At 36.2% G+C, this 24,614-nt stretch carries 21 protein-coding genes; 15 read left to right on the forward strand and 6 right to left on the reverse strand.

From position 1 onward, the window contains the following. Nucleotides 1-57: 57 nt before the first annotated feature. From J1905_RS19205 to J1905_RS19275, 15 genes are all read left to right on the forward strand, one after another. On the forward strand, nt 58-927 hold the full coding sequence (locus tag J1905_RS19205; protein ID WP_214228849.1) for a hypothetical protein: 870 nt from the start codon (nt 58-60) through the stop codon (nt 925-927). Further along, nucleotides 924-1,970, forward strand: coding sequence for a pseudaminic acid synthase (gene pseI / locus J1905_RS19210; protein WP_214228850.1), 1,047 nt, complete (start codon nt 924-926; stop codon nt 1,968-1,970). Before J1905_RS19205 ends, pseI begins: the two co-directional genes overlap by 4 nt. A 9-nt stretch (nt 1,971-1,979) precedes the next feature. After that, nucleotides 1,980-3,455, forward strand: coding sequence for a lipopolysaccharide biosynthesis protein (locus tag J1905_RS19215; protein ID WP_214228851.1), 1,476 nt, complete (start codon nt 1,980-1,982; stop codon nt 3,453-3,455). Nucleotides 3,456-3,537: 82 nt separating this feature from the next. Beyond that, nucleotides 3,538-4,617, forward strand: a complete 1,080-nt coding sequence (locus tag J1905_RS19220; protein ID WP_214228852.1) for a polysialyltransferase family glycosyltransferase — start codon at nt 3,538-3,540, stop codon at nt 4,615-4,617. 1 nt (nt 4,618) lies between these two features. After that, entirely contained in the window at nt 4,619-5,590 is a 972-nt protein-coding gene (locus tag J1905_RS19225; protein WP_214228853.1) for a WaaS/CpsH family glycosyltransferase, read from the forward strand. Nucleotides 5,591-5,593: 3 nt separating this feature from the next. After that, a complete protein-coding gene (locus tag J1905_RS19230) occupies nt 5,594-6,802 on the forward strand; it encodes an O-antigen polymerase (RefSeq protein ID WP_214228854.1) in 1,209 nt (402 codons plus the stop codon). 138 nt (nt 6,803-6,940) lie between these two features. Further along, nucleotides 6,941-7,498: an acyltransferase gene (locus tag J1905_RS19235; protein ID WP_214228855.1), complete on the forward strand. Its 558-nt coding sequence runs from the start codon at nt 6,941-6,943 to the stop codon at nt 7,496-7,498. 31 nt (nt 7,499-7,529) lie between these two features. Continuing rightward, nucleotides 7,530-8,336: a glycosyltransferase family 2 protein gene (locus tag J1905_RS19240; protein WP_214228856.1), complete on the forward strand. Its 807-nt coding sequence runs from the start codon at nt 7,530-7,532 to the stop codon at nt 8,334-8,336. Further along, nucleotides 8,336-8,908, forward strand: a complete 573-nt coding sequence (locus J1905_RS19245; RefSeq protein ID WP_214228857.1) for an acyltransferase — start codon at nt 8,336-8,338, stop codon at nt 8,906-8,908. The genes J1905_RS19240 and J1905_RS19245 overlap by 1 nt, the downstream gene beginning before the upstream one ends. A gap of 17 nt (nt 8,909-8,925) precedes the next feature. Next, a complete protein-coding gene (locus J1905_RS19250; protein WP_214228858.1) occupies nt 8,926-10,062 on the forward strand; it encodes an NAD-dependent epimerase/dehydratase family protein in 1,137 nt (378 codons plus the stop codon). Then, the gene (locus J1905_RS19255) at nt 10,062-11,069 is read left to right on the forward strand and encodes a WaaS/CpsH family glycosyltransferase (RefSeq protein ID WP_214228859.1); all 1,008 of its coding nucleotides are present in this window, start codon (nt 10,062-10,064) and stop codon (nt 11,067-11,069) included. The genes J1905_RS19250 and J1905_RS19255 overlap by 1 nt, the downstream gene beginning before the upstream one ends. 342 nt (nt 11,070-11,411) lie before the next feature. Further along, nucleotides 11,412-12,329, forward strand: coding sequence for an MraY family glycosyltransferase (locus tag J1905_RS19260; protein ID WP_214228860.1), 918 nt, complete (start codon nt 11,412-11,414; stop codon nt 12,327-12,329). 110 nt (nt 12,330-12,439) lie between these two features. Beyond that, on the forward strand, nt 12,440-13,078 hold the full coding sequence (locus J1905_RS19265) for a hypothetical protein (RefSeq protein WP_214228861.1): 639 nt from the start codon (nt 12,440-12,442) through the stop codon (nt 13,076-13,078). Continuing rightward, entirely contained in the window at nt 13,075-14,748 is a 1,674-nt protein-coding gene (locus tag J1905_RS19270) for a capsule assembly Wzi family protein (protein ID WP_214228862.1), read from the forward strand. The genes J1905_RS19265 and J1905_RS19270 overlap by 4 nt, the downstream gene beginning before the upstream one ends. Nucleotides 14,749-14,759: 11 nt before the next feature. After that, a complete protein-coding gene (locus J1905_RS19275) occupies nt 14,760-16,454 on the forward strand; it encodes a capsule assembly Wzi family protein (protein ID WP_214228863.1) in 1,695 nt (564 codons plus the stop codon). On the opposite strand, the gene J1905_RS19280 is transcribed toward J1905_RS19275, so the two are convergent. The 6 genes from J1905_RS19280 to J1905_RS23770 are packed head-to-tail and all read right to left on the reverse strand — an operon-like array spanning nt 16,451 to nt 24,593. Beyond that, complete coding sequence (locus tag J1905_RS19280; protein WP_214228864.1) at nt 16,451-17,524, reverse strand: hypothetical protein; 1,074 nt, start codon at nt 17,522-17,524, stop codon at nt 16,451-16,453. The genes J1905_RS19275 and J1905_RS19280 overlap by 4 nt on opposite strands. A gap of 1 nt (nt 17,525) precedes the next feature. Next, nucleotides 17,526-19,862, reverse strand: coding sequence for an SLBB domain-containing protein (locus tag J1905_RS19285; protein WP_214228865.1), 2,337 nt, complete (start codon nt 19,860-19,862; stop codon nt 17,526-17,528). A gap of 40 nt (nt 19,863-19,902) precedes the next feature. Continuing rightward, on the reverse strand, nt 19,903-21,561 hold the full coding sequence (locus J1905_RS19290; RefSeq protein ID WP_214228866.1) for a capsule assembly Wzi family protein: 1,659 nt from the start codon (nt 21,559-21,561) through the stop codon (nt 19,903-19,905). A 10-nt stretch (nt 21,562-21,571) separates the two neighbouring features. Continuing rightward, nucleotides 21,572-22,681 (reverse strand): DUF1972 domain-containing protein, encoded by a 1,110-nt coding sequence (locus J1905_RS19295; RefSeq protein ID WP_214228867.1) that lies wholly within the window; start codon nt 22,679-22,681, stop codon nt 21,572-21,574. A gap of 16 nt (nt 22,682-22,697) precedes the next feature. Beyond that, a complete protein-coding gene (locus tag J1905_RS19300; protein WP_214228868.1) occupies nt 22,698-23,897 on the reverse strand; it encodes a glycosyltransferase family 4 protein in 1,200 nt (399 codons plus the stop codon). 3 nt (nt 23,898-23,900) lie between these two features. Next, nucleotides 23,901-24,593, reverse strand: a complete 693-nt coding sequence (locus tag J1905_RS23770) for an acyltransferase (protein WP_214228869.1) — start codon at nt 24,591-24,593, stop codon at nt 23,901-23,903. Nucleotides 24,594-24,614 lie beyond the last annotated feature (21 nt).

Raw genomic sequence — 24,614 nt, forward strand, 5'->3', positions numbered from 1 at the left:
AGGATTCTTTTTATAATCCAGGCTGGCTATTCTGTAGGTTTAGGGCACCTCTATAGGATGAAAAACCTAATTGAGATGCTTCCTCAGGACTGCATGCCTTTTATAATAATTTTGAAGGACAGCGAATTTGTTATTCCGTCTATTTTGCCGGAAGGATCGACCTTTAAGTATTATTCATCGATTGATGAAGTACCGGGGGAAGTTTATGAGGATTTTAGTTTGCTTGTAATTGATGTATATAATTTAAAGCAAGGTAAACTGAAGGAATTGAGAGATCGGACAATTATGCCTATAGTAGTATTTGGTTATTCGGGCAAAAAATATCAGAATACTCTTGTAGTAAATGTGGCAGAGGGCGGTGGTCCATTTCCAAATACAATAGAAGCAGACATTCTGGAAGGGGCAGCATTTTTTATTTGTAACTCTTCATTAGAACGTATTAGAAATTCTTATAGTAGGGAGAAGAGTCTTTGTAAGATTTTATGTGTGTTTGGGGGTACTGATCCTGCTAATTTATCTGGAAGAATGGTTGAGTATGTAAATGAGTTAAATTTGAACTACAATTTCTCTATCATTTCAAATAGTAGTTCGTTAAGGGAGCAGATTCTTCCTGCAAACGTGAGTGTTAGTGGGCCACATAATAATCTCCCCTCAATATTTTGCTCCTATGATCTGATCATCACCTCTCCCGGTAATATTTATTTTGAAGCGATGATCGTCGGAGCTCCTGTTATTGCGATAACTCAGAGTGAGAAACAAGAACTGGATTTTAAAGGGTATCCGTGGATATACAAAGTTGAAGAAATGAAAAACTGTCTGTCTTCATTAAATGAAATATACTCAAAGGTATATGACTCAAAAGATGGAATTAGACCGGGATCCGGCTTACAAAAAATTATTAATTATATAAATTTAAATTGTCAATGAAAATAGGGAACCATGAAATAGGGGCAGGAAGAACATATATAATTGCTGAATTATCAGCTAATCATAATCAGTCTCTTGAAACTGCAATTAGGACTATCGAGGCAGCGGCAGTAGCAGGTGCTGATGCTATAAAACTTCAGACCTATACCGCAGATACAATTACAATAGATTGTAAGACAAAAGATTTTTCGACTAAAGAGGATGGCCCCTGGGCCGGGCAAACCTTGCACGAGCTGTATAAGAAAGCATATACACCATGGGAATGGCATGCCGAATTGCAAGCCATTGCAGAAAGAAATGGTTTAGGTTTTTTTTCTTCTCCATTTGATCCGACAGCAGTAGAGTTTTTAGAAGAGCTGAATGTTCCTGCCTATAAAATAGCATCGTTTGAAATTACTGATATTCCTTTGATTGAGTTGGTCGCTTCTAAAAGAAAACCGATAATTATTTCAACGGGTATAGCTTCTGAGGAAGACATTGAATTGGCATTGGATGCTTGCAAGCGTATGGGGAATGATGAAATTATATTGTTGAAGTGTACTTCTTCTTATCCTGCACCTATAGAAGAGGCAAATATGGTTATGGTTAAGGATATGGCAGAAAAATATGGTGTTATTACTGGCTTATCGGATCATACAATCGGTAGTACTGTACCAATAGTATCTGTTTGTTTTGGAGCCAAAGTAATTGAAAAGCACTTCATATTAGATCGGTCTGTGGGCGGACCAGATGCATCTTTTTCTATGAATGTACAAGAATTTACGGAGATGGTAAAAGCGGTTAGGGAAGCTGAAAAAGCAATAGGGGTGATAAATTACACGTTAACTGAGAAGCAGCTTAGCAGCAGAAGTTCCTCGAGATCCTTATACGTTGTTAAAGATATTAAATGTGGGGAAGTAATTACTGCCGAAAATGTACGGTCAATACGCCCCGGTTTCGGCTTACATCCTAAATATTATAAAGAGATTTTAGGTAAAAAGGTAAATAAAGACTTAAGTAAAGGTACTAGGCTTTCGTTTGAGCTTATTGATGGGCTAAATTAAAACCTATTCATGATAAAATTAATAAAGTCCCTTTATACCAACAAAGTAGTCAGTTTTATGATTACTAAATATTTAGCGTTTGGATTACAGATTATTAATTCTATGCTGATTGCTAAATACTTAGGGCTATATTTTTTTGGTATATATGGTTTTATAACGCTTGTCTTGCAGTACATCAATTATACAAATTTCGGTGTTTATTATTCTTATCAAGTAATTTTTGCAAGTAAGAATGAAATGACATCAGAAGAACAGAAGAGGTTAACCAGCAGTGCTTTTTGGAGTTTGGTTGCTATTAGCATTGCATTGTTTGTAGGTGTTATTGTTGTGCTTTCAGTTGATAGTTTAAATCTTAATGATAAGTACAATTTCAAAGAATTTATAGTACCGGTTATTACTATTGGTATTTTAGTTCATTTTAATAATCTATTTATAACAATTTTTAGACTATTTGGAAAAGTAAAAACGATCAACATCTATTCTTTAATACCACCTGTTTTTCAATTTATAGCTCTTTTTGTTTTTAAAGGAAAGGAATTGTTGTGGGCCGTGGTGTTGGCTCTGTTAATTTCCCATGTTATCGGACTATTATTATTTATTTATTACAGTCCAATTAAGGGGATTGTATTTGGCTTTCCTAAGCTAAGTTATGTAAAGGAATTATTTAGACGTGGTTTTTTTCTCTTGTGCTATGCACTAAGTTTTTATGGGATTATTATTACAGCAAGAACACTGGTTAGCTACTATTACTCAATAGAAGATTTTGCTCTTTTTAACTTTTCGAATAGTATTTCACAAGCAATTTTTCTTTTATTAGGCTCATTGAATTATTTGTTTTATCCAAAACTGATTAATGTTCTTAGTAATAAAACGGACAGTCGGGAGCTAATAGACTTTATTGAAAAAATAAGAAAATTCTATTTGACGCTTACCTTGTTGATTATTCTTTTCAGTTTACTTGCTATGCCTGTACTTTTCCTATATCTGCCAAGTTATCATAAAGCTTCGAAGTCATTACAGTTACTCTTGTTAGGACAATTATTAATTGATAATAGCTATGGGTATTCAACGTTGTTAGTTCAAAGAGGTAAGGAAAATATTTTGACGATTATTGCATGTTTTACAGCAGCTTTGGTAGCAATCCTTTCGATGATATTCCATCACTTTCAGCTATCTTTTGAGTCGGTTGCAATTGCGGTTGTGATATCGGTTTTGTTTTATAATTTTTTTGTAATTTATTATGGGAATAAGTTAACTAGGCAGTTTAGCTCGTTTCTTTCTTTATTTAGATATATTTATAAAGTAGAACTATTTGCCCCAGTAGTATTTTATATTTTCTTGTCATTTATTATTAAAGAAAATTATTTAGTGATTTCTTTAACCATCGGCCTTTACTTGATATTAAATTATAAGGATTTAAAGAATATTATAAAGGAGTGCTTTAAGATGTTAAGAAATGAGGAAATATTAGTTCTTAGAAAATAATTTAAAATTTAGGTAAAACGACTACAAACAGTAAATACGGACAAAGTATTTACTTTTAGTTTTCTTTGTAATAAAGTATATAGTGAAAAACATTTTTTTAGTCCATTCTCCAATTACATTTCTAGTATCAAAAGCTGTTATTGAGCATCTTGGCATTCCTGATGAGGACGTCCTGATGATTACAAACGCGTTCACAAATAGTGATCATAGTTTTAAGATGGTTGATATTAGTTCATTCTATTGTAGTAGTACTAAAATGGGAACAATAGCAAATAGCATAAGATTTTTTAATAGAAACAAATTAATTGACTCGATAATAGATGGATTTGTAGGTTCAGCGCAGTTCAACGCGTATGTTCCAGTCCTGAATTATGTGGAGAAAATTGTGGTCACTCATGAAAAATGTGCGAATTTCAATTTTATTGAAGAAGGCTTGGTTCACTATTTCCTGGAAGAAACAATCGATAGTCATACAGTCGCACACGCCAGGGATTCTTGGCGCACTTCAAGTTTTGATTTAAAACGAATGATACCTGCTGTTTTGTCACTATTAAGGGGGTATAGTCCCAGACTACAGTCTTTACCTTTTTCATATTCTTGTTATGCAAATTTTAAAGATGTCAATTTTTTTGGGATTACTGAAGAGGTTTTTCCCTTGGCAAATCCATCAAAAAAACATGTAGTAAAAATCCCGGATAACAAAGGTGTTCAGTCAGCGGAATACAATTTCACTGATTCAATAATTTATATCGGTGATTGCTGTGTTGATTTCTACAATTACAGTTGTGAGCTATATTTGCGAGGAATTGAACAGGGCCTTATTACTTATTTAAAACAGAATAACATCAGCCAAATTTTCATAAAATTTCATCGCTTAGAAAGCGAAATTGTTAAACAGGCTCAGAGGAATCTTTTTGTAAAGTTCAATATTCACTTAGTTGAGATTCCTAATCCTGTAATAATGGAATTAGCTTTAAACAAATCAGCAAACTCAATTTTATTTGGTACTTATTCAAGTTTACTTTATTATGCGAGTATAATGGGGCACAGCGCGTATTCCATTTATGGCCTTCTAGAAGATAAGGAAAAATATAAAGGTATGATTGGGCGTAATATGGATTTTTATTGGGAGAAGGTAGCCTTGTTAAATGTTAACCCGTAACATGGATAGTAGATTAAAGGGAAAGAGGATCTTGTTTATTGGTCCGGTATTTCATGATTATCATCAGATAATTATAGGTAAGCTAGAAGAGATGGGGGCGGAGGTCTCTTTTTTTCCAGAGCGTAGTTATGCAGTGGGGTTTAAATTGGTCAATAATTTCATGCCGGGATATTTAGGCCGTTATCAAGAAATGCACTACAAAAAAGTGGATTTTTCGTATGAGTATGATTATTTGTTTGTAATCAGAGGTTTTATGATGCCTGCTGAATTTGTAAGTAAATTTAAAGAACTAAATCCCGGAGCGAAGTTAATTATGTATCAATGGGACTCTCAAAAAGCTAATCCTTTTTCTCATCTTCTCCATTTGTTTAATTTTACTTATTCATTTGATTTTGAAGATTGTAAGTGTTTTTCGGGTTTGAAATACTTGCCTTTATTTTATTCAGATGACGTAGCTGATTATGTCAGAAACAAAAAGGAAGCTGAATTTGACTTTTTTTTTATGGGATTCTTTTTCCCTGAAAGATACAAGGCACTTCTTAAATTTCGTGATTTCGCCAAGGCTAATAATTATAAGTTTAAGGGCTTTCTATATATGCCATTTACTTCTTATGTCAAGGAAATATTAAAAGGCTCCAAAATAGATCGGAGTGTCGTATCTTTAAAACCTATGAAGAGAAATGATTATTTAACATTTCTTGGAAATACAAAAGTTATGGTAGATGTAAGCAATCCCAATCAGACTGGTTTGGCAATGAGAGTAATAGAATCATTGGCTACAAATACAAAGGTGCTTACAAATAACCTCAGGTTGAAGGAAGACTCAAAAATTTATGATCAAAAATCTATTGCTTTTTTTGATGATAATGCTCCAGTCGTAGACGGCAGCTTTCTGGAAGTTGAGCAAGAAGATTTAAGAAATCGGGTTTTGACAATAAAACACTGGTTGGACATAATTTTTATGACAGCATAAACTATGAATACTAAATGGCTGACCAATCCTTTCTTTATTTATTCATTAGGTTTCCTACTGGTTTTTTTGGTATATACTCTTCGTTGGTCTGACAAATATCCCGCTCTTTCTGCTAATCTTATCTTGTTTCTTTTTGCAACATTTTTAATCTCATTTTTTTTAGCTTTTATTCTTGAGAAGTTTAAAAGAAATGAATTTGCGAAAATTGATCCTGATAAAAACAGGATAATTGTTATTTCAACGATATATGCAGGATATTTTTTGGAATTTGCTTATTCAGGTGGTATCCCGATTATTCTTACTATAATAAATCCGGCATACAGCTATAAGGATTTTACCGGAATTCCAACGTTCCATGTCATACTGGGAACGTATGGTATTTTTTATAGTATTTATCTATTTCACCAATATGTTTGTTCTGAAGAAAAAAGAAAGGCTTTCATTCTATACATAATTTCTGTTATACCTAATATTTTGGTGATAAATAGAGGTGCTGTAATGATCATATTGATTGCAAGTCTATTCATTTATTTAATGGCAATTGGAAAGGTTGGGATTAAGAAAGTCTTAACCATTGTATTGTCGTTATTTATACTGATATATTTTTTCGGGATTATAGGAAATATAAGGTATAAGGCGAGTAAGGAAGACAAAGCTTATATTTTGCGAATTGGGGGGGCTTCAGATAAATTTATTGAGAGCAACATTCCTCCGGAATACTACTGGGGGTATTTATATATCGCTACTCCCATAGGTAATATGCAGAATATTGTGAATAAGAGACAGGAGGATTTTAACCCTAAAAATATCCCCTATTTCATTGCTGCTGAATTGTTGCCTGATTTTATATCAAAAAGGGTAATTTCATTGCTGTCCTTAGACAGGAATCTCGAACCAGATCGTGCAGAGGATTTTTATGTTATCAGAATATTAAATGCACCGACGGTTTACTATAGGTCTTATTACCTGTTAGGTTGGTTCGGGGCATGGTCTATGTATATCTATTCGGCAATGGTTATGCTCTTTTATCCTTTTATTATCAGTAGGAATTCAAAGTATTATATTACGGGTTGGGCCTGCCTGGCAACAATTATATTACTAAATATATTTAGCAATATGTGGGCTACCGCAGGAACAATATTATTTTGGCCGATATTAGCGACTTTAGCATCGAAAATAAAGTTTAGAGAGTTACTAAAGAAAACAGAATAGATATTATTGAAATGATAGGTGGTTTGTTTAATAAATGTAGAGGGAAGGTAGATGAATAACTTAGTATTACTTTTCAAGCGATGTCAGATATCACAAAGCAATTTTATAATAGTGCTATTTAGAGCTTTATTAGTTAAAATGCTTTACAATAAATTTTTTATACTTCATCCAAAAGTAAGAATTAGAGGTATAAAAAATATTGAGACTGCTTATAGATTGAATATTGGAGTAATGGATGTTGGATTTAGCCATAAATCGGATAAAACTTATTTGAATATAAGGGGCAAGTTCGTTTTAAATGGAGATTATTATATTGGAAGGGGTAGCAGATTGGATATTGGACCGAATGCGATAGTTAAGATCGGAAAAGGGGGATTTACGAATGTACAGAATACCTTTATTATCACTAATAAATTGGAAATCGGGGATAACTGCGTTATCTCTTGGAATTGTCAGTTTCTAGATAATGATTTCCATGAAATTCAGTATGAAGGTAAAAAGGAAAAGAGGAATGAGATCATAATAGGAGATAATGTATGGATTGGCTGTGGTGTTTCTATCTATAAAGGTACGGTTATTCCAGATGGTTGTGTTATTGCCTCGAATTCAGTTGTAAGAGGTGTTTTTACCAAGCCGAATTCGGTTATTGCAGGAAATCCTGCTAAGACAATAATCAATGACGTAACCTGGAGCTAAAATTAAGGTTGAATTAAGATTTAAGTAAATTATGGCGCCTAATGAATACCCAACAATATCTGTGATAATACCAATGTATAATGCAGCATATACAATTGAGGAAACACTATATTCAGTAATAAATCAAACGAATAAAGTATTTGAAATCATTATTGTTGATGATGGCAGTGTAGATAACTCACTTGAAATTGTAAAGAAACTTGCTTTCCTACATACCGGTCAGAACATCAAAATAATTGAGAAAGGAAATGGTGGGGTATCATCTGCAAGAAATGCCGGTATGCAAATTGCAAAAGGTGATTTGTTTGCATTGCTTGATTCAGATGATGTTTGGCTGCCAAATAAGTTGGAGAAACAGCTGACAATTCTGAGAGATCATTCGACAATTGATTTTTTAGGGTGCAGTAGAAATAATGAAGCTCTAAAAATAATTTTTAAAAAAATTGAAACTTTACATAAGGCTTCAGTGACAGAATTATTAATTAAAATGTATCCGCAGACTTCAACGGCCATTTTTAAGAGAGAACTTTATGAACAGTTAGGTGGATATAATGAAACTTTGACTCATGCAGAAGATGGAAATCTTTGGATACGATATTGCGCTAATTCTAATTTCTATTATTTGCCAGAATCACTAGTTATTACAGGCGGAGGTAAGCCAAGTTTTGGTCATAGTGGCCTGTCAGCTAATTTGACGGCCATGCAAAAGGGTAATGAGTTTACTTTAAAGGAGGCCAGAAAGGCTAAACTCATTAGTTTTCCCGTTTTCAGTGTTTTGTACATCTTTGCAAAACTAAAATATGTAAGAAGGCTATTGATAACATTAACCAGATCATAATGATTTATAAATTGTATTGGGCATTTGTTTCTATTTGCTACGCTCCTTTCTTTAAGAAATTTTCATTTCCCTCTTATATCGGTATCCCTCTTTTTACATTGGGACTTAAGCGGGTTATTGTAAGCAAGAGGGTTCGAATATTTCCGGGCTTGAGAATTGAAACTCATGGGGAAGGGACAATTACATTTGAAGAGGGAGTCTCGATTGGGCAGAATTTTCACATTACTTCAGCAGGAAATCTTATTGTTGGAAGTAATACTACAATTTCTGGAAATGTTTTTGTTACAAATATTGACCATGATTATCAGGAGATTGGGACACATATTCTGGATCAAAAAATGATAGTAAATGATACAAAGATAGGCAGTAATTGTTTTATTGGTTATGGGGTTGCTATCCAGGCTGGAACTGTATTAGGTAAGCAATGTGTAGTAGGGGCAAGCTCAGTTGTAAAAGGGCATTTTCCAGACTATTCAGTTATTGTAGGGATACCTGCAAAGGTTGTTAAGAGATATAATTTAAATACTATGACCTGGGAAAAGACCAATCCAGATGGATCTTTTAAGGTTTAATTTTACGAAGAAAGAAAATGAATAAAATATTAATAACGGGGGGCGCAGGGTTTATAGGCTCCAATTTAGCATTGAAACTTATAAATAAAGGGTATGAAATTACAGTGCTAGACAATTTGTCTCCACAAATTCATGGAGATACTCCCATTGAGACTTCTCCTCTGTATAAGAGTATAAAAGACAAGGTTAAATTTATTCAAGGAACTGTTACTTCAAAGGAGGACTGGCAACAAGCTTTGAATGGCCAGGATGTTGTTGTTCATTTTGCTGCTGAAACAGGAACAGGTCAGTCGATGTACGAGATTCAAAAATATGTAGATGTTAACATTAACGGGACTGCAATTCTACTCGATATTCTTGCAAATCAAAATAATAAGGTAAAGAAAGTGATTATAGCTTCTTCACGTTCTATTTATGGTGAGGGAAAATATAAAACTGCTGAAGGGGGAGTTGTGTATCCTAAACACCGTGTAGCAGCACATATGGATACTGGAGATTTTGAAGTCAAATGCAGCAAGAGCAGTGAGCAATTGGTATTAATGGCCACAGATGAGGAATCGAAAATTCACCCATCATCTGTGTATGGTATAACGAAACAAAACCAGGAGCAAATGATTATGACGGTATGTCCAACTCTAGGGATAGCTCCTGTTGCATTCAGATATCAGAATGTATACGGGCCGGGTCAATCTTTAAAAAATCCTTATACTGGAATACTATCTATATTTTCGACGCAGATAAAGAACGGCAACGGAATAAATATCTTTGAAGATGGAAAGGAAACAAGAGATTTCGTTTTTATAGACGACGTTGTAGAAGCGACTATTTTAGGGATTGAGAAGTCGGAGGCCGATGGAGAGGTTTTCAATGTTGGATACGGTACTCCCGTTGATGTGATAACTGTTGCTGAAGAGTTAATCAGGAATTACAGTGTTGAAGTTCCTATCTCCATAACAGGGAATTATCGCTTGGGAGATATTCGTCATAACTATGCCGATTTGACTAAAATTCATAAAACGTTAGGGTTTGAGCCCAAATTCAATTTTAGAGAAGGATTAAAGTTGTTTACCGATTGGGTAAATTTGCAGGAAGTAGAGTCAGATAATTACGCTGAGTCTATAAATGAAATGAAAACCCGTGGTTTATACAGATAATGAGTAGTCTTGTTAATAAGAAAATTTTATTGTTTACACCCAGTTTTTTTGGTTATGAGTTAGAAATTGCCAATAAACTTAGACAAATGGGGGCTGAGGTGGACTGTTTTGACGAAAGGCCAAAGAATAATTTTATTACAAAAGCAAGTATCCGTATTAATAAGAATTTGCTGAAGAGAAAGATTATTTCTTATTATGAGGCCATTTTTGTCAAAACAAAAATAAAGCGGTACGATTATGTTTTTGTTATTAATATTGAAGCGATGCTTCCATCCCTTCTTGATAGATTAAAGCAGCAGCAAACATCCGCAACTTTTATTTTATATATGTGGGATTCGCTTCAAAATAAGAAATACACTTTAGCGTATTTACCATTTTTTGATAATGTGTATTCATTTGATGAGACCGATGCCAAGGCGGTTCCGGGAGTTAAATTCAGACCACTTTTTTTTATTGATTCTTACGCAAAAGCTAATATTGAGGTTCCTATAAAAAATGCGCTTTGTTTTATCGGGACCGTTCATAGCGATCGATACCAACTGCTAGTTAAAATGAAAAAAAATATGGATAAATTATCATTAGGCTCCTTTTTTTTTATGTTTTTTTCAAGCCCTATCCTCTTTTTTTATAAAAAGTTGATAGATATGAGATTTTATCGTGCCAGATTTAAAGAGTTCAGTTTTAGGTCTTTTCCTCAGGATAAAACAATTCAATGTATCAGTGAATCGTTTGCTGTTTTGGATATTCAACATCCGGCTCAAGCTGGTTTAACTATTAGAACAATAGAGGCTTTGGGTGCAGATAAGAAATTAATCACTACGAATGCGCATATCAAAGCTTATGACTTTTATAATCCCCAGAACATATTAGTAATTGATAGAGAAAATCCGGTAGTTCCCGAATCTTTCTTTGCTACACCGTACTGTATGGTAAACCCGAGATTGAAACATAAATACTCAATTGAAGGTTGGGTAACTGAATTGTTTGACTTAAAAAAAAGTAACTAAAAAAAATAGCCTGATATCACTTTAAGTAAAAAAAAGGATATATAATGGCGGTTGTAGTTAAAATTGATAACTTTGGCATATTCTATGTTCTCAGCTCTCACATAAACGCGACCTATGCTGTTCACCCTTATTTATATTACTAGTCTTTTAGTTGTAGCATTTGCTATACCGCCGATTATAACCGTTTCGTTTAGAAAACGGTTATTTGATGATCCTAATGAATCAAGGAAGATTCATAAGCGCATCATACCTAACTTTGGAGGTGTAGCAATCTTTACAGGGTTTCTTTTTTCTTGCTCAATATTTATCCCTTCGCAATTATTACCTGAAGCTAATGTGTTAATGGGTGCAGGACTTGTACTTTTTATGATCGGACTAAAAGACGATATTATAGGTTTGGGCCCAGGGATCAAATTTGTGGCGCAGTTTGTAAGTGCTTGTATTGTTTCAATGATTGCAAACATAAGAATAGTTGATTTACACGGTATATTTGGAATTTATGATATGCCTTATTATCCTAGTGTAATTTTAACTGTTTTTTTTATTGTCGGAATTGTTAATGCTTTTAATCTAATTGATGGTATTGATGGTCTCGCAGGATCAATAGGACTAATTCTTTGTGTCGTATTTGGTGTGCTTTTTTATAAGTCTGGAGATTTGGGATGGGCATACCTTGCAACGAGCTTGGCTGGCGCATTATTAGGGTTTTTATTTTTTAACATAACGCCTGCAAGGATTTTTATGGGAGACTCCGGCTCTCTGTTATTGGGTTTTGTTTCTGCTGTATTAAGTATCAAGTTTATGAGTGTTAGCCTTACAGAGAATGTAATTGCAGGCCCATTTCGAATAACTTCAGGTCTTGGATTAGTTTCTGCAATTTTAATTATACCTGTTTTTGATACTTTACGTGTTTTTACATTACGGATCATGCGAGGTACATCTCCTTTTACTGCCGATAGCAATCATATTCATCATCGTTTGCTTTTTCTTGGTTTAAGTCATGTGCAGGCAGCATTGGTGCTTGCTTCTGTGAATGTTGTTTTCATAGTTGTAGCGCTTTCATTGCAAAATATCGGTGATGCTCAACTTGTCAGTCTAGTTTTGCTTCTAATGTTAAGCTTAAATGGTATTTTAAGTTTGTTTATAAATCGATTCAAAAGAAAAGAAGCTATGTTTTCTACAAATATTGTAGCCTCAAGTTCGTTGAAGCCAGAAAAAAGCTTTGCTGACAAGGTTTTAGATAAAATATCTGAGAATTAATTTCTACCTGTTTTTCATGAATAAGTAAGATGATATGTCAAATTTTGATAATTCGGCATTATAGTTGTTGCGCTTGGGTTTGGCTAAAACTGTCCATTAATAGAAACTGAATGAATAGAAGTATACTAATTATCTTTTTTCTTATTTTACTCAATTCTTGTACTAAGGATGTTCACAATCAGGTGGAGGTTTACAGTAATGATTTTGAACAAAGTGACCTGAAAAATATCTCAAATGGAGTTTTAACGACTTTTAATAAAACGAAGGTATTAGGTAGATATAATAACGGAGGATTTGACCTTTCTCTTAAAGATTTACCAAAGCATGACTTGGTAGAAGTTACTTTTGATTTGTACATTCATGATAGCTGGGACGGAAATCAAAATAAAGATAATATAGACGGTCCGGATATCTGGAAATTAATCGTTGATGGGAAGGAATACATTAATACAACCTTCTCAAATAATGCATGTATTGCCGGGCAGGCATGTGTACCACAGTCATATCCTAATGACTACCCAAACTACAACAACGTTTCCAGGGAGGGTGCATATAAAATCAATCTTCCGAGCGTATGTCATAATGTGGGAGGAACTACACTTTATAAGATTAAAAAGAATATTAGTCATTCTAAATCTTCCTTATTGATTCAGGCCCTTGACAAATTGGTGCAAACCAATACTAATGATCCTCTTTGTGATGAAAGCTGGTCTGTTGATAACATTAAAGTTAAAGTGATTACCTTATGAGGTGGCTTAAATTTACATTAGTTGCGTCGTTAACCTTAGTAACAACGTCTATTTGCGCTCAGACCATACCTGTAGGAGCTAAAGCGCTTGAAGATTATTATCGCAGAGAACAGTTAAAGGGGAATGTAGATTCTTCAGTTTCTTTTACTGTAAGGCCAATAGTCCCAAGGCTATCGTTTAAGAAGCAAGATGGTTTTTATCCAGATTCTTCAGAAGTCAGGTATAATTTGCTAGAAACAGAAAGTGAATGGACCGATGGGAAATTTAGAGCGAAACTCCTACCCGTTACTTTTCAAACACAGTTTAACAGCCATCATCCATATGGTTGGAATGATGGTGCAATGATTCCAGCCAAGGGACTTCAGATGTTGCTAAGTCCAGGTATTTATGCTGAATACGGTCCATTAAGTATTCAGTTTCAACCTGAATTTGTTATAGCAGGAAATCCCGGGTTTGAGACCTTTAATAAAGATCACTATGATATTATTTTTGCCCGTTATTATGACTTCTACAACAAGATAGATTTGCCGGTTAGATTTGGATCTAAAGAGTATTCAAGGGCTTATTGGGGACAAAGTAGTATTCGATTGAATTATAAAGGAATGTCGATAGGCGCCTCTACAGAAAATCTTTGGTGGGGACCAGGAATGCGAAATTCCTTGCTAATGAGCAATACTGCCCCCGGTTTTAAGCATTTGACACTGAATACAACGAAACCTATCAATACCCCTATAGGATCATTTGAGGGGCAATTAATCGCCGGTAGATTAGAAGGATCGGGGTACGGGCCTCTTGAACCTAATAAGACATATTTAGGTTCACCTCTTTATGTACCTAAGCCAAACGATTGGCGTTATTTGTCGGGAATTGTATTAACCTGGCATCCAAAGTGGGTTCCTGGGTTATTTTTAGGTTTAACAAAGAGTTCGCAAACTTATAGTAAGGATTTGAATAGTTTCTCAGACTATTTGCCTTTTTTCTCGTCCAATAAGACAATTACTGCTGATGAACCGCTCAATAAGCGGGATGAAAGAGGGTCTTTGTTTTTGAGATGGTTATGGCCTGAAGAGCAAGCTGAAATGTATTTTGAATATGGGCATAACAACTATTCGGGCGATTTTCTTTTAGAACCTGCAAATTCAAGAGCCTATATTTTTGGGGTAAGAAAATTGCTGCCATTTAATCGTTCCCGCAATGAAAATATCTTATTGGGTGTTGAAATTACCCAAATGGGAGACCCGTCGCTTAAGAATGTATTGAAAGCCTCTGGTTGGTACAATAGTGTCAGTATTCCTCATGGGTACACCAATAGAGGAGAGGTTTTAGGAGCAGGTATTGGGCCAGGTGGAAATATGCAATCCCTGGAAGTAAGCTGGATTAGTGGCTTAAAACGTTTAGGCCTTCAGCTGGAGCGATATGTACACAATACAGATTTTTATTATTATGCATATATAGATTCAAAGGATTATAGAAGAAACTGGACTGACTTTAGCCTTGCTGCTAATGGAGAATGGAATTATAAGAATTTTATTTTTAATGCCCGACTTCAGGCTATTCAATCTTTAAACTATCAATGGTATCTGATTCAGCAACCGGGAGAGAAGTATATGGTTCCGGGGAAAGACGTATTTAATTTACAATTACAAGCGGGTTTAACCTATAGATTTTAAGAACGAGACTAATGAAGAAGCTATTTTTTTTGATTCCCGGATTTATTATTTGTAGTGGGTTGTTTGATATCGTATCTGCTCAGACGGTTCCTGTCGGAACACCTGTTCTGGAAGATTATTATCGAAGGAAGCAATTGACAGGAGAACTCGATTCAACGATATCTTTTAGTGTAAGACCACTTTCTGTATCGGCTTTAAAAAATGTGACAAATGTTTATGACCCTGATAGCACACTCAGAGCGGAAGGTTGGCTAAATTTTGATCAGCCTTTCACATTTGCAAACGGAAAAGGGAAATTCCAAATTTTGCCATTTACCTGGCAACACCAATTTAATTCGCAAAGACCTTATGGTTGGAATGATGGTGCCATGATTCCTGCTAAGGGATATCAGACATTAATCAGTGGAGGTTTTTTTGCGAAATTCGGACCATTAAGCATTCAGTTCAGACCGGAATATGTTAGTGCCACTAATGATGTTTTTGATGGTTTTGCAAAGGGGAAATCTGATGCCGATATACGGAAATACTATAATGCTTATAATTATATTGATGCTCCTGAGAGATTTGGAACTGGAGCTTATAATAAATTATTATTAGGACAGAGTAGTATTCGATTGACTTTCGGTCCAGCATCTTTTGGGTTTTCAAATGAAAACTTATGGTGGGGGCCCGGTGTTCGAAATTCTCTAATTATGGGGAATTCGGCGCCAGGATTCAGACATTTTACTTTAAACACAGTACGACCGGTAAATATTTATATTGGATCGTTAGAAGCTCAGATTATTGGTGGTAGGATAACCTCTTCGGGATATTCTCCTTTGCCAAAGGAAACATTGTCAACTGGGATGAATGTATATAGCCCTAAGGATGGAGCCTGGAGATATCTCGCCGGATTAAATCTAGTCTATCAACCTAAATGGGTTCCGGGCCTATTTTTTGGGTTTACGAGAACATTCGTATCTTATGGTAGAGATGTTAATAGCTTTGGTGATTATTTCCCGTTCTTTGTACCTTTTCAAAAGAATGCGGTTGCAACTTTTGATGATCCTTTTGATCGGGATCAGCGAACTTCTTTATTTGCCCGCTGGATTTTTACCAAAGCAAAAGCCGAAGTTTACTTTGAATTTGCTAAAAATGACAATGCTTATAATTTTAGGGAGTTCCTAACCTCGCCCGATCATTCCAAAGCTTACCTGTTTGGTGTCAGAAAACTTGTGCCTTTAAAAGGACGTACTGATGAGTTTATTCAGATCAATGGAGAAATTACACAATTATCACAATCCCTAATCCGAACCATTAAAGATGCGGGGAATTTTTATACCCATTCAAGAGTTCGTGAAGGCTATACTCATCTTGGACAGCGTTTAGGAGCCGGTACCGATGGGAATTTACAATCTTTGGATATTAATTGGGTTAAAGGATTGAAGAAATTGGGGCTTACCTTTGAGCGTTATGAACATAATGTAGATTTTTACAACAGATATATTCAAGACTTGGATGGCCAAAGTCGTAAATGGGTTGATTTTTCTCTTGCAGCACAAGGAGAATGGAATTATAAGAATTTGCTGTTTAACGCTAAATTTCAGGCAATTAAATCTTTAAATTCTCAATGGTTAATGGCGGATTATGCACCTGGAACCTACTATATTCCTCATAATGACAAATACAACATTCATGGTGAGTTTGGGATTTCTTATCGTTTTTAATCCTGATTTGGATCTTTCTTAACAAGGTTTAAGTAAACTGCAAATACAATACCTGAAAGTAGCATGCCAATCAGGATGGCATAGGGATATTTTAGTTTATTCCTTTTTAATGGAAGTTCAGGTTCATCAACAATTTGTACTGTGGGCGTTTCCTGAGCCAGCATGGTTTTACTCATTTCCAAATTCTTTACGGTTTCCGTAAAAATGGTACTTAATACAATCTTGTCTCTTTCTTTCAGCTCTGCTGTTGCGTTTGCTGATGAATACGCTGGATTGAGATCTAAAAGGGTTTGACTAGCAGCCGATGCAGCATATGTTTTACGATTTAAAATCACTCCTATGCTATCTGCACGGTGTTGCAGACGGTTAACATTGTTTCGAAGTCGCTGAGTTTTTGTACTGATAAAAAAATCTGTAGCTTGATTTAACATTCTGGTAGAAAACAAGTTAGCTAATCCTTCATCTCGCATTGTTGTATTGATTTCAAAAAAGCTCAGCTTTTTATCCGTTTTGGTGATGCTAAATTCGCCTTTTAAGATGAGCGCAGACATTTCTTGTAGCAGACTATCCTGTAATCTGGTATTGTTTTTTCCGCCAATGGGGAAAGTAAGTTGTTCACCTGCTTTCAGGTGTTTTTCCCATTTTTTATTCAATTCATATACCTGAAAATAACGATCTGCAAGTGATTGGTTTTTTGTTGAATCATATGGTGTTAGCAATGTCGCTTTAATCAATTTACGGCTTTTTAAAAGCTCCTGCACATTGTCGCCAGATAATACTCCACCTGCACCACTAAGGCCATCCAGGTTAAAACCTAGCTGACCGGCAAGCCCTGCGAGACCCGCACCACCTCCAGATTTAGAATCATCAACAACAAAGCTTAATCTGGCGGTATAATTTGCCGGTTTCATCCAGGCAACCAAAGCTCCCAATATGCCACCTATAAGAACAACTATGAAAAGCTGTTTCTTAAAATTAAATATATACTTAACATCGGTTATACGCTCATTAATTAACTTTTTTATGGAAAATTCAGAGCTGGAGTTATTTGTTTCGTTTTGCTGAGTCATTTTATTTGGCTAGGATGGCTATCAGTCCTATTAATGCAGTTATGGCAGAAGTCATTCCGCTGATTTCAGCGAAACCAAGTCTGAATTTATTGTTAGGATCTTTTAGCGGGACTACAATTTTACTTCCCGGTTTAACTGCGGGATAGGTGCGGAAGAATAGGAAATGACCGACAGGCTTGTTCAGCCCATTAGGGTATTGTACGTAAGCTCCTTTTAAGCGCGCATTTTCCTTTGTACCTGCAGCAGCATTGATGTAATACTTAAATCGTTTGCCATTGTAACTAATTAATTGAGGATTGTTTACCGCTCCAGATACTTCAACAAGTGAAATGGCTCTGGGGATGTAAATACTGTCACCAGGTAAAAGGATCATAGTTCTTTTTACATTTGGATCATTGCTCTTATTTGTAAGATCAAGGTTTAATCTCGTACCTTTTCTGTAAACCTGTGCATTCTCCAGTGCGCCGTATGGGCTAAGTCCACCAGCTCTTTGTAGTAGGTCGAGCGCGGTCTCATCTCTTCTTTGGACTGCATAATCGCCCGGGAATAATACTTCTCCCTTTACGCTAATGTTACCCAGGGCTTTATAATTTACGAGTCTAGGTACATAAATGTAATCCATAGGTTGAAGTTCGAGCTCCTGTTCTGCCGCTGTGTTGTTATTGATGTCTATTGTGAATGTTTTTACCAGCTGATTTGCGACACTGTCGGAAGTGTTTTTTATGATTCTGGAAATTTCAATATGGTGTTCGGCCGCTTCATCCTGAAAGCCACCGGCCATTGCGATCACATCACCTAGTTTCATCCCCTTCCTAAAGGTGAAAGTGGCCGGTTTTTTTACAAAGCCATTCACGGTAACATTCTGTTGAGAAACAAAAACGGATCTATCCTGGATCGTAATAGAATCCTCTCTCATTAATGGTACATCGCTTTTCCCGTTAATTACATCTGCAGGATTAAATGAGATCATTTCCCTTTCAAGGTTAGGTAGGGTTCTTTTAATATAGCCCCGCTCCATATAAGCTTCCACTTTTAAGCCCTGAGCTGTTTTTAAGAGCTCAGACAAGCTTAGCCCGGCTGTGAGTTCGTAAACCCCAGGTCGGTTAACTGCGCCTTCCAGAACGATTCTATTGGTGTATCTGTTTGTAATTGCTCCTATTTGAACCAGATCGCCATTATGTGGCGTGAAATTTCCAAATAAATTAGCCGGCACATCTTTTACTTCTCTTTCCAAGGCGTTAATCTGATCTACTTTTGCTATTCCACGGTAGGCAATATCTGTAAATCCGCCGGCATAGCTGATCAGGTCTTCAAGTTGTTCATTTTCCTTTAGTTCATATACTGCAGGGCGCTTAATTTCGCCCTTAATCCCCACTCTTTTTTTATAAACCGGAATTCTGATCACATCCTGATCTTCCAGTCTTACATTGCCTTCCATCAGACCTTTTTGCAGAAAACTGTAAAAATCGATTGTTTTGTAAAGCTTGTTATTTCTTAAGAGCTCAATGTATCTTAAGGATCCGTTCGCGTTTGGTCCACCAGAATTATACAGGGCATTAAACAGTGTTGATAATGAGGATATGGTGTAAGAACCCGGAGTTTTTACTTCCCCTACTAAAGTTACCTTTATACTTCTGGTATTGCCAAGATTTACAGCTACCTGAGTTTGTCCTCCACTTAAAGCAGGGTATACCTTGGTCATTTTATTGCGAATCAGCCCTGTTGCCTGCTCGATGGTAAAGCCGTTCAGGTAAATAATGCCCGCACGAGGAATTTGTAAATTACCTTCGGGAGTTATTTTTGTACGTATGCTTGTTTCATTTAAGCCTGTAACAAGTACAATTAACTCATCTCCAGGGCCTAAAACATAACTTTTAGGTGTTGCCAGACTAAAATTAGGTTCAAATTTAATTGCGGTTTGATTAAAGAATTCCATTCCATAAACACCAAGAGGAGGTTCAGGTGCTGGTTTTTCTACAATAACGGGCTCCGGTTTTTTTACAGTATTTGCAGTATCTCTGTTTGCTTCTTTTTTCTCCTGTTCAGGAGCTTCCGGTGTTTTAACTACTTTTTTATTCAATCCGAGCAAAACAACTCTGTCCTTAAAGGCTTGAACTTCACCTGCAGGCATGCCTTTTTGAAGCATTAGTTTGTAGGCCTCTTGTTCCGGAACACCAGATTCCTGCAGTTTGTCCCAGGCTTGTTTGATCTGGGCATCAGATAACTGACTAACTTTTACATTCTGGATATCACTCATTGAGATCGTTTGGGCCTGGCCTTTAGCATAGCCAATAACCAATAGAATCAATAGTATGTAGTAACGGAATTTATTATTCATGAAGATGTTATGATAAACTACAAATATAAAGTATTAAGGCTTAAAAGCCATATGATACACCGAACTTAAACTCGTTAGGGACAGCCGAGGTTTGTATGCTTGGTCTGATGATTCCATTTTGATGCATGTACGCTGCTTTTACATATAATTTATGAAGCAACTGATAATTGGCTTCAAGCAAAAATTGTTGTTGATGCTCAACCGGACCCTGACTTAAAAATCCTGGCTGGGGTTCAGCAAAGTACTGATCCTCGAGACTACCATCTCTGCCTTTTCTTATCGTGTTGTATTCAAATCTTGTGGTCAATCTTGGCATAGGAGTATAGCTTAGCCATGCGGTAAAGCGATCTGCATTTTGTCCGATCCAATCACCCAGCGTATAGCTTTGATTTGAATAGGTCTGTGCCTGCATTACATTATTGTAAACAAAAGGATTGATGTGCGTATATTCGGCCCCGATTGTTAAATAGGGTATACCTACATCGGTTACTGATGCGCCTAAATTATAGCCAAGCTGATTCCTGCTCCTTGCTTTATTAAAGATTTCAGCTGTACGGATTTCATCTATAAAGAGGGTAGCGTAAAGATGAGTTTTTGGCAAATGGTTCCTTGAACTTACTGAAAAGAAAAACTGACTGTTTGATCCCGTAGTAAGCTTATAACGGCTTTGGTACTGATCGTAGGCTTTAAAGAACATAATAGGGATGAGGTAGCCTATGTCAAAATTATCACTGTAAACCATCGATTCCCCTACGCTAAGGTCTAGCCCTTTAACAGGTAAAAAGCTTAAAGTATGAGAGGCCATAAATTTTTGCACGTATAATTCTCTGGTTTCACCATATACACCATTCCCTTTTGGATATGATCTTGCAGAATCAATTATTGCAGAATTTAACCAGGCATGCGTGTAATTAAAACGGAGCCAGGGAAGGGGCTGATAATCGAGTCTTATGTTTGGATAAGCAGGTGCTTTGTCCGACATTACCATTCGACCGCTTTGTCCGTATCCCCATAGCAATTGATCTTTACCTAAACTAACTGAGCCATTTTTCCAGCTATAGGTTACATTTCCCCTAAAATCACTGTAGTTAACGGTTTTTGCGTTTGGGTTTATATTGGCAGTTCTGATAATTCCGGTTTCAGGTGTAAACATTCTGTTGCTATCAATACCTTTTCCGCGGTCTGTAATGTCCTGAAAATAAAATTGAAAGCTAAGGTGCTTACCTACATGTCCCCAGAAAGTTAATCCTGTACCTACACGGGATACACTTTTCCCGGCACCCTGGAATGTCTCAAAAGTCAGTGCGGGATCACCACGAAGAAAAAAGTCATCTTTTGTTACGGATAAAAACCTCCATCTGTTGTAAGGGTCTTTCTTAAAGAAGGTTGTACTGTCTTTTATTGCAGGGTCAAATTCGCTAAATTCCTGTTGGTAAAACTTGAGCTCCTTTTGCTCAGTTAGCGAAAGTTTGACAACAGAGTCCTGCAATTCTCTCAATAAAGATGCAATCTGTCTTCTGCTAACCGGTTGTATAAGGTCATTGAATTCTATATTTCCCTTTTGCGCCTGACGCGAAAGGTATTTGTAAACAGGATTAGTGGGGTTTTCGAAAACTACCTGAGCTTTGCCGGTGATTCCGGTAAAGAGAAATGTAATCAGAATAATTGCCTTGTAATAATGCAGTAAATTTAGTTTCATAGGTAATAGTTTATTTTGAAGGCTTTACAAGCTCTTTCATTGCTTGGTAATAGGCATTAGTGACCTTATCCCAATTATATTTGTCAGTAAGGCCTGAACTTACTTTTGTCCTTAGTGTTTTTACCTGATCGGGATGATTTTCCAATAATGCTAAACAATCCGCTACAAATTTCTCACTTTCCCCAAAAAACAGACCAAACTCTCCATTACTTAACATTTCCCGATTAAAAACAGTATCCAGGGCAAGAATAGCACAGTTATTCGACATTGCTTTAAGCATTGCAGGATTTGTACCTCCGTATTTGTGTCCATGAATATAGGCAAATGAATTCTGATACAATGCAGCAAGCTCTTGCTGGTCAGTGATATATCCTAAAAAGATCAGATTGTCATTCTGAAGCTTTTTCAGGCTTTCGGCATAGGTATCGGCATATGGAACATCGCCAACAACCACGAGTTTTTTGGTTGATGTTGAAGAGAGGAAGCCTTTTATAATAAGATCCGCGTTATTATCAGGGATCAATCTGCCAACAATGAGATAATATTCTTCTTTGTTCAGATTGAAACGTGCCAGTGAGCTTGCTTCAGCCGGTTTAAAGGGAGGAGCACCATAGGCAATTACAGTTGAGTCTGTATTAAATTCTTCAAGATAAACTTTTCGCATTGCCTCAGCATCAGTAATGATTTGATCGAATAATTTAACGGCCATTTTAGCTGCGAAATGAAAATACCTTGAGCCCATTCCTTTCCATTTGGGACGTAACCACTCCAGACCATCTACATTGATCATGGTTTTCTTTCCTGTTATTTTTGGGATCCAACCCATTGGACCTGCAGCTAGGTTTACAACAAAAATTACGTCAACCGAGCTAAAAGTAGCATGAATAATGGAAAAAAAACTGTGGACAATCTGATTCAGGGATTTCCCTTTTAAAGTGGGGATGTAATGTAAATGAACTCCATTTACTACTGGAGGAAAGGATTTGAACAGATTTTTCTGACAGTAAACATGTACTTCTACATCATGTTTTATCAGTCGTTCACTTAATTCTTTTACGAGGGTTTCAAAGCCTCCATATACATACGGGTAACCACGGGAGCCTATGATTGCAATCTTCATTTATGAAAGGGGATTTTTAATCCTGCAAAACTAAAGAAATATTTTTGGCAGATTCCTTTCTTACAACAGTCTCACGTTTAGTTTGTCCTGTAAAGGTTTCAAGAATGGCCAATTCAAATGAATTCGCAGAAAATTGTGCTCTGATTCTTGAAGCGGCATTTTTTCCCATTCTTTCTCTTTCGTTTATCGAATTGATTAGCGGAAGCATGGTGTTTGCAGCCTCAAATGCCTGATTAATTGGGATTAATAATCCGCTATCACCATTTTCTATCATTTCCTGAGCCCCACCCTGTCTTGTTGCCACTACAGCTTTTCCGGCAGCCATCGCTTCAAGAACAACAGTAGGGAATGGATCAGGCAGTACAGAAGGTAAAACAAACACATCAAGAGAGTTCATGATGTTAACGATATCTTCTCTATAGCCCAAATTATAGATCATATTATTGATGCCATTTTCATCAATGACTTGCTGGTTTTGGGAGTATAGGTATTCATATCCCGGAAAAGCATCACCAACCATGACAAACTTAATATTGGCATTTAACTTTAATAACTCAGCTGCGATTTTTATAAAGTAATCCTGTCCTTTCCAGAAGTGAACTCTACCGATCATTCCGACCAGAATAGTTTGGTCCGAAATATTCAGCTCGGCTTTTAATGCCCCTTTTTTATCTGCAAAAGGAGTACAGTCCAATCCATTGTAAATGGTTTTTAATTTCGCGGGATCTACCCATTGCTTCCAATGATTTTTAACCGCATCAGATGCGGTAATTACTGAAGTGCTGTATTTGTTTAATAGCCAGCCCATGACTCTGACAAAAAACAGAGGTTTTGTCGTAATTTCAAGAACATGCCAGATGTGCTTTAATTTTAAACGGCGTGCTACAATAGCACCTACCAGCACAGCAGTGGTATGTGAATACACCAATTTAATATTCCGTTCCTTAACAAGATCCTGGAGTGATTTATTGGCTTTTTTTAACACCAATAACCTGTTTATAATTCCTGGGAATGAAAAATATTTCCGTCTTAAAATTCCTAGTCTGATGATATGAACTTCAACTTGTTGATTACGTAGTTTATCTACCAGCGGGCCTTCTTCAGAAAGCACTACAATTGGCGTATTGCCATTGTTCTTTAGCACTTTGATAACATTCAATAGCACATTACTTGCTCCGTATAAGTCAGATGAACTATGCAGTATAAGTATATTCATATATTAATTTCTAGATTTTATTACAACGGCCGGTACCCCTGCAACTATGCTATAAGGAGGTACATCGCGCGTTACAACACTGCCTGCTGCAATTATCGAGCCCTTTCCAATGGTAACACCTGCAAGGATAATACTGTTGGCCGCGATCCAGCAATCGTCTTCTATTTTTACAAATTCTCTTTTTACTCCCTGATCTTTTATGGTGATATCTGTTCTGTCGAAAACATGATTTTCAGCATAAATACTAACCCTGGGGGACATCATTACATTGTTTCCTATTTCTATCATACCGGAGCATCCGATATAAGCGTAAGGACCAATACTTGAATTATCTCCGATTTTAAGGCCTTCTCCTATAGCGCCGCCGTAAGAATTAGTTGGTCTTACCAATGCAAATTTCCCTATAGTTACCCTGTCTCCGATCATAATTTTTTTATATGCCATACAATTTACTTCGGCATAATCTTCAACGATGAAGTCTTTGCCTACATTTAAATATTTAGCATAACGTATTGATGCACCCTTTCCTACAAAAACCAGGCCGCTTGCAGAACCAAAGAATAAACGGTGCCAGCAACCCCTAAGCAAGTAGATGAACATCCTATATAAGGTAATGGCTGTATTACTTTTACTCCATTCATTATTAAATCTTGAATTAATGTATGAGAAATAGGATTTCTTCTGATTTACCTCCATCTAAATAGCGTCGTTTTTTTG

It is taken from the genome of Pedobacter sp. B4-66 (assembly GCF_018492665.1).
In the GTDB taxonomy this organism is placed as follows: domain Bacteria; phylum Bacteroidota; class Bacteroidia; order Sphingobacteriales; family Sphingobacteriaceae; genus Pedobacter.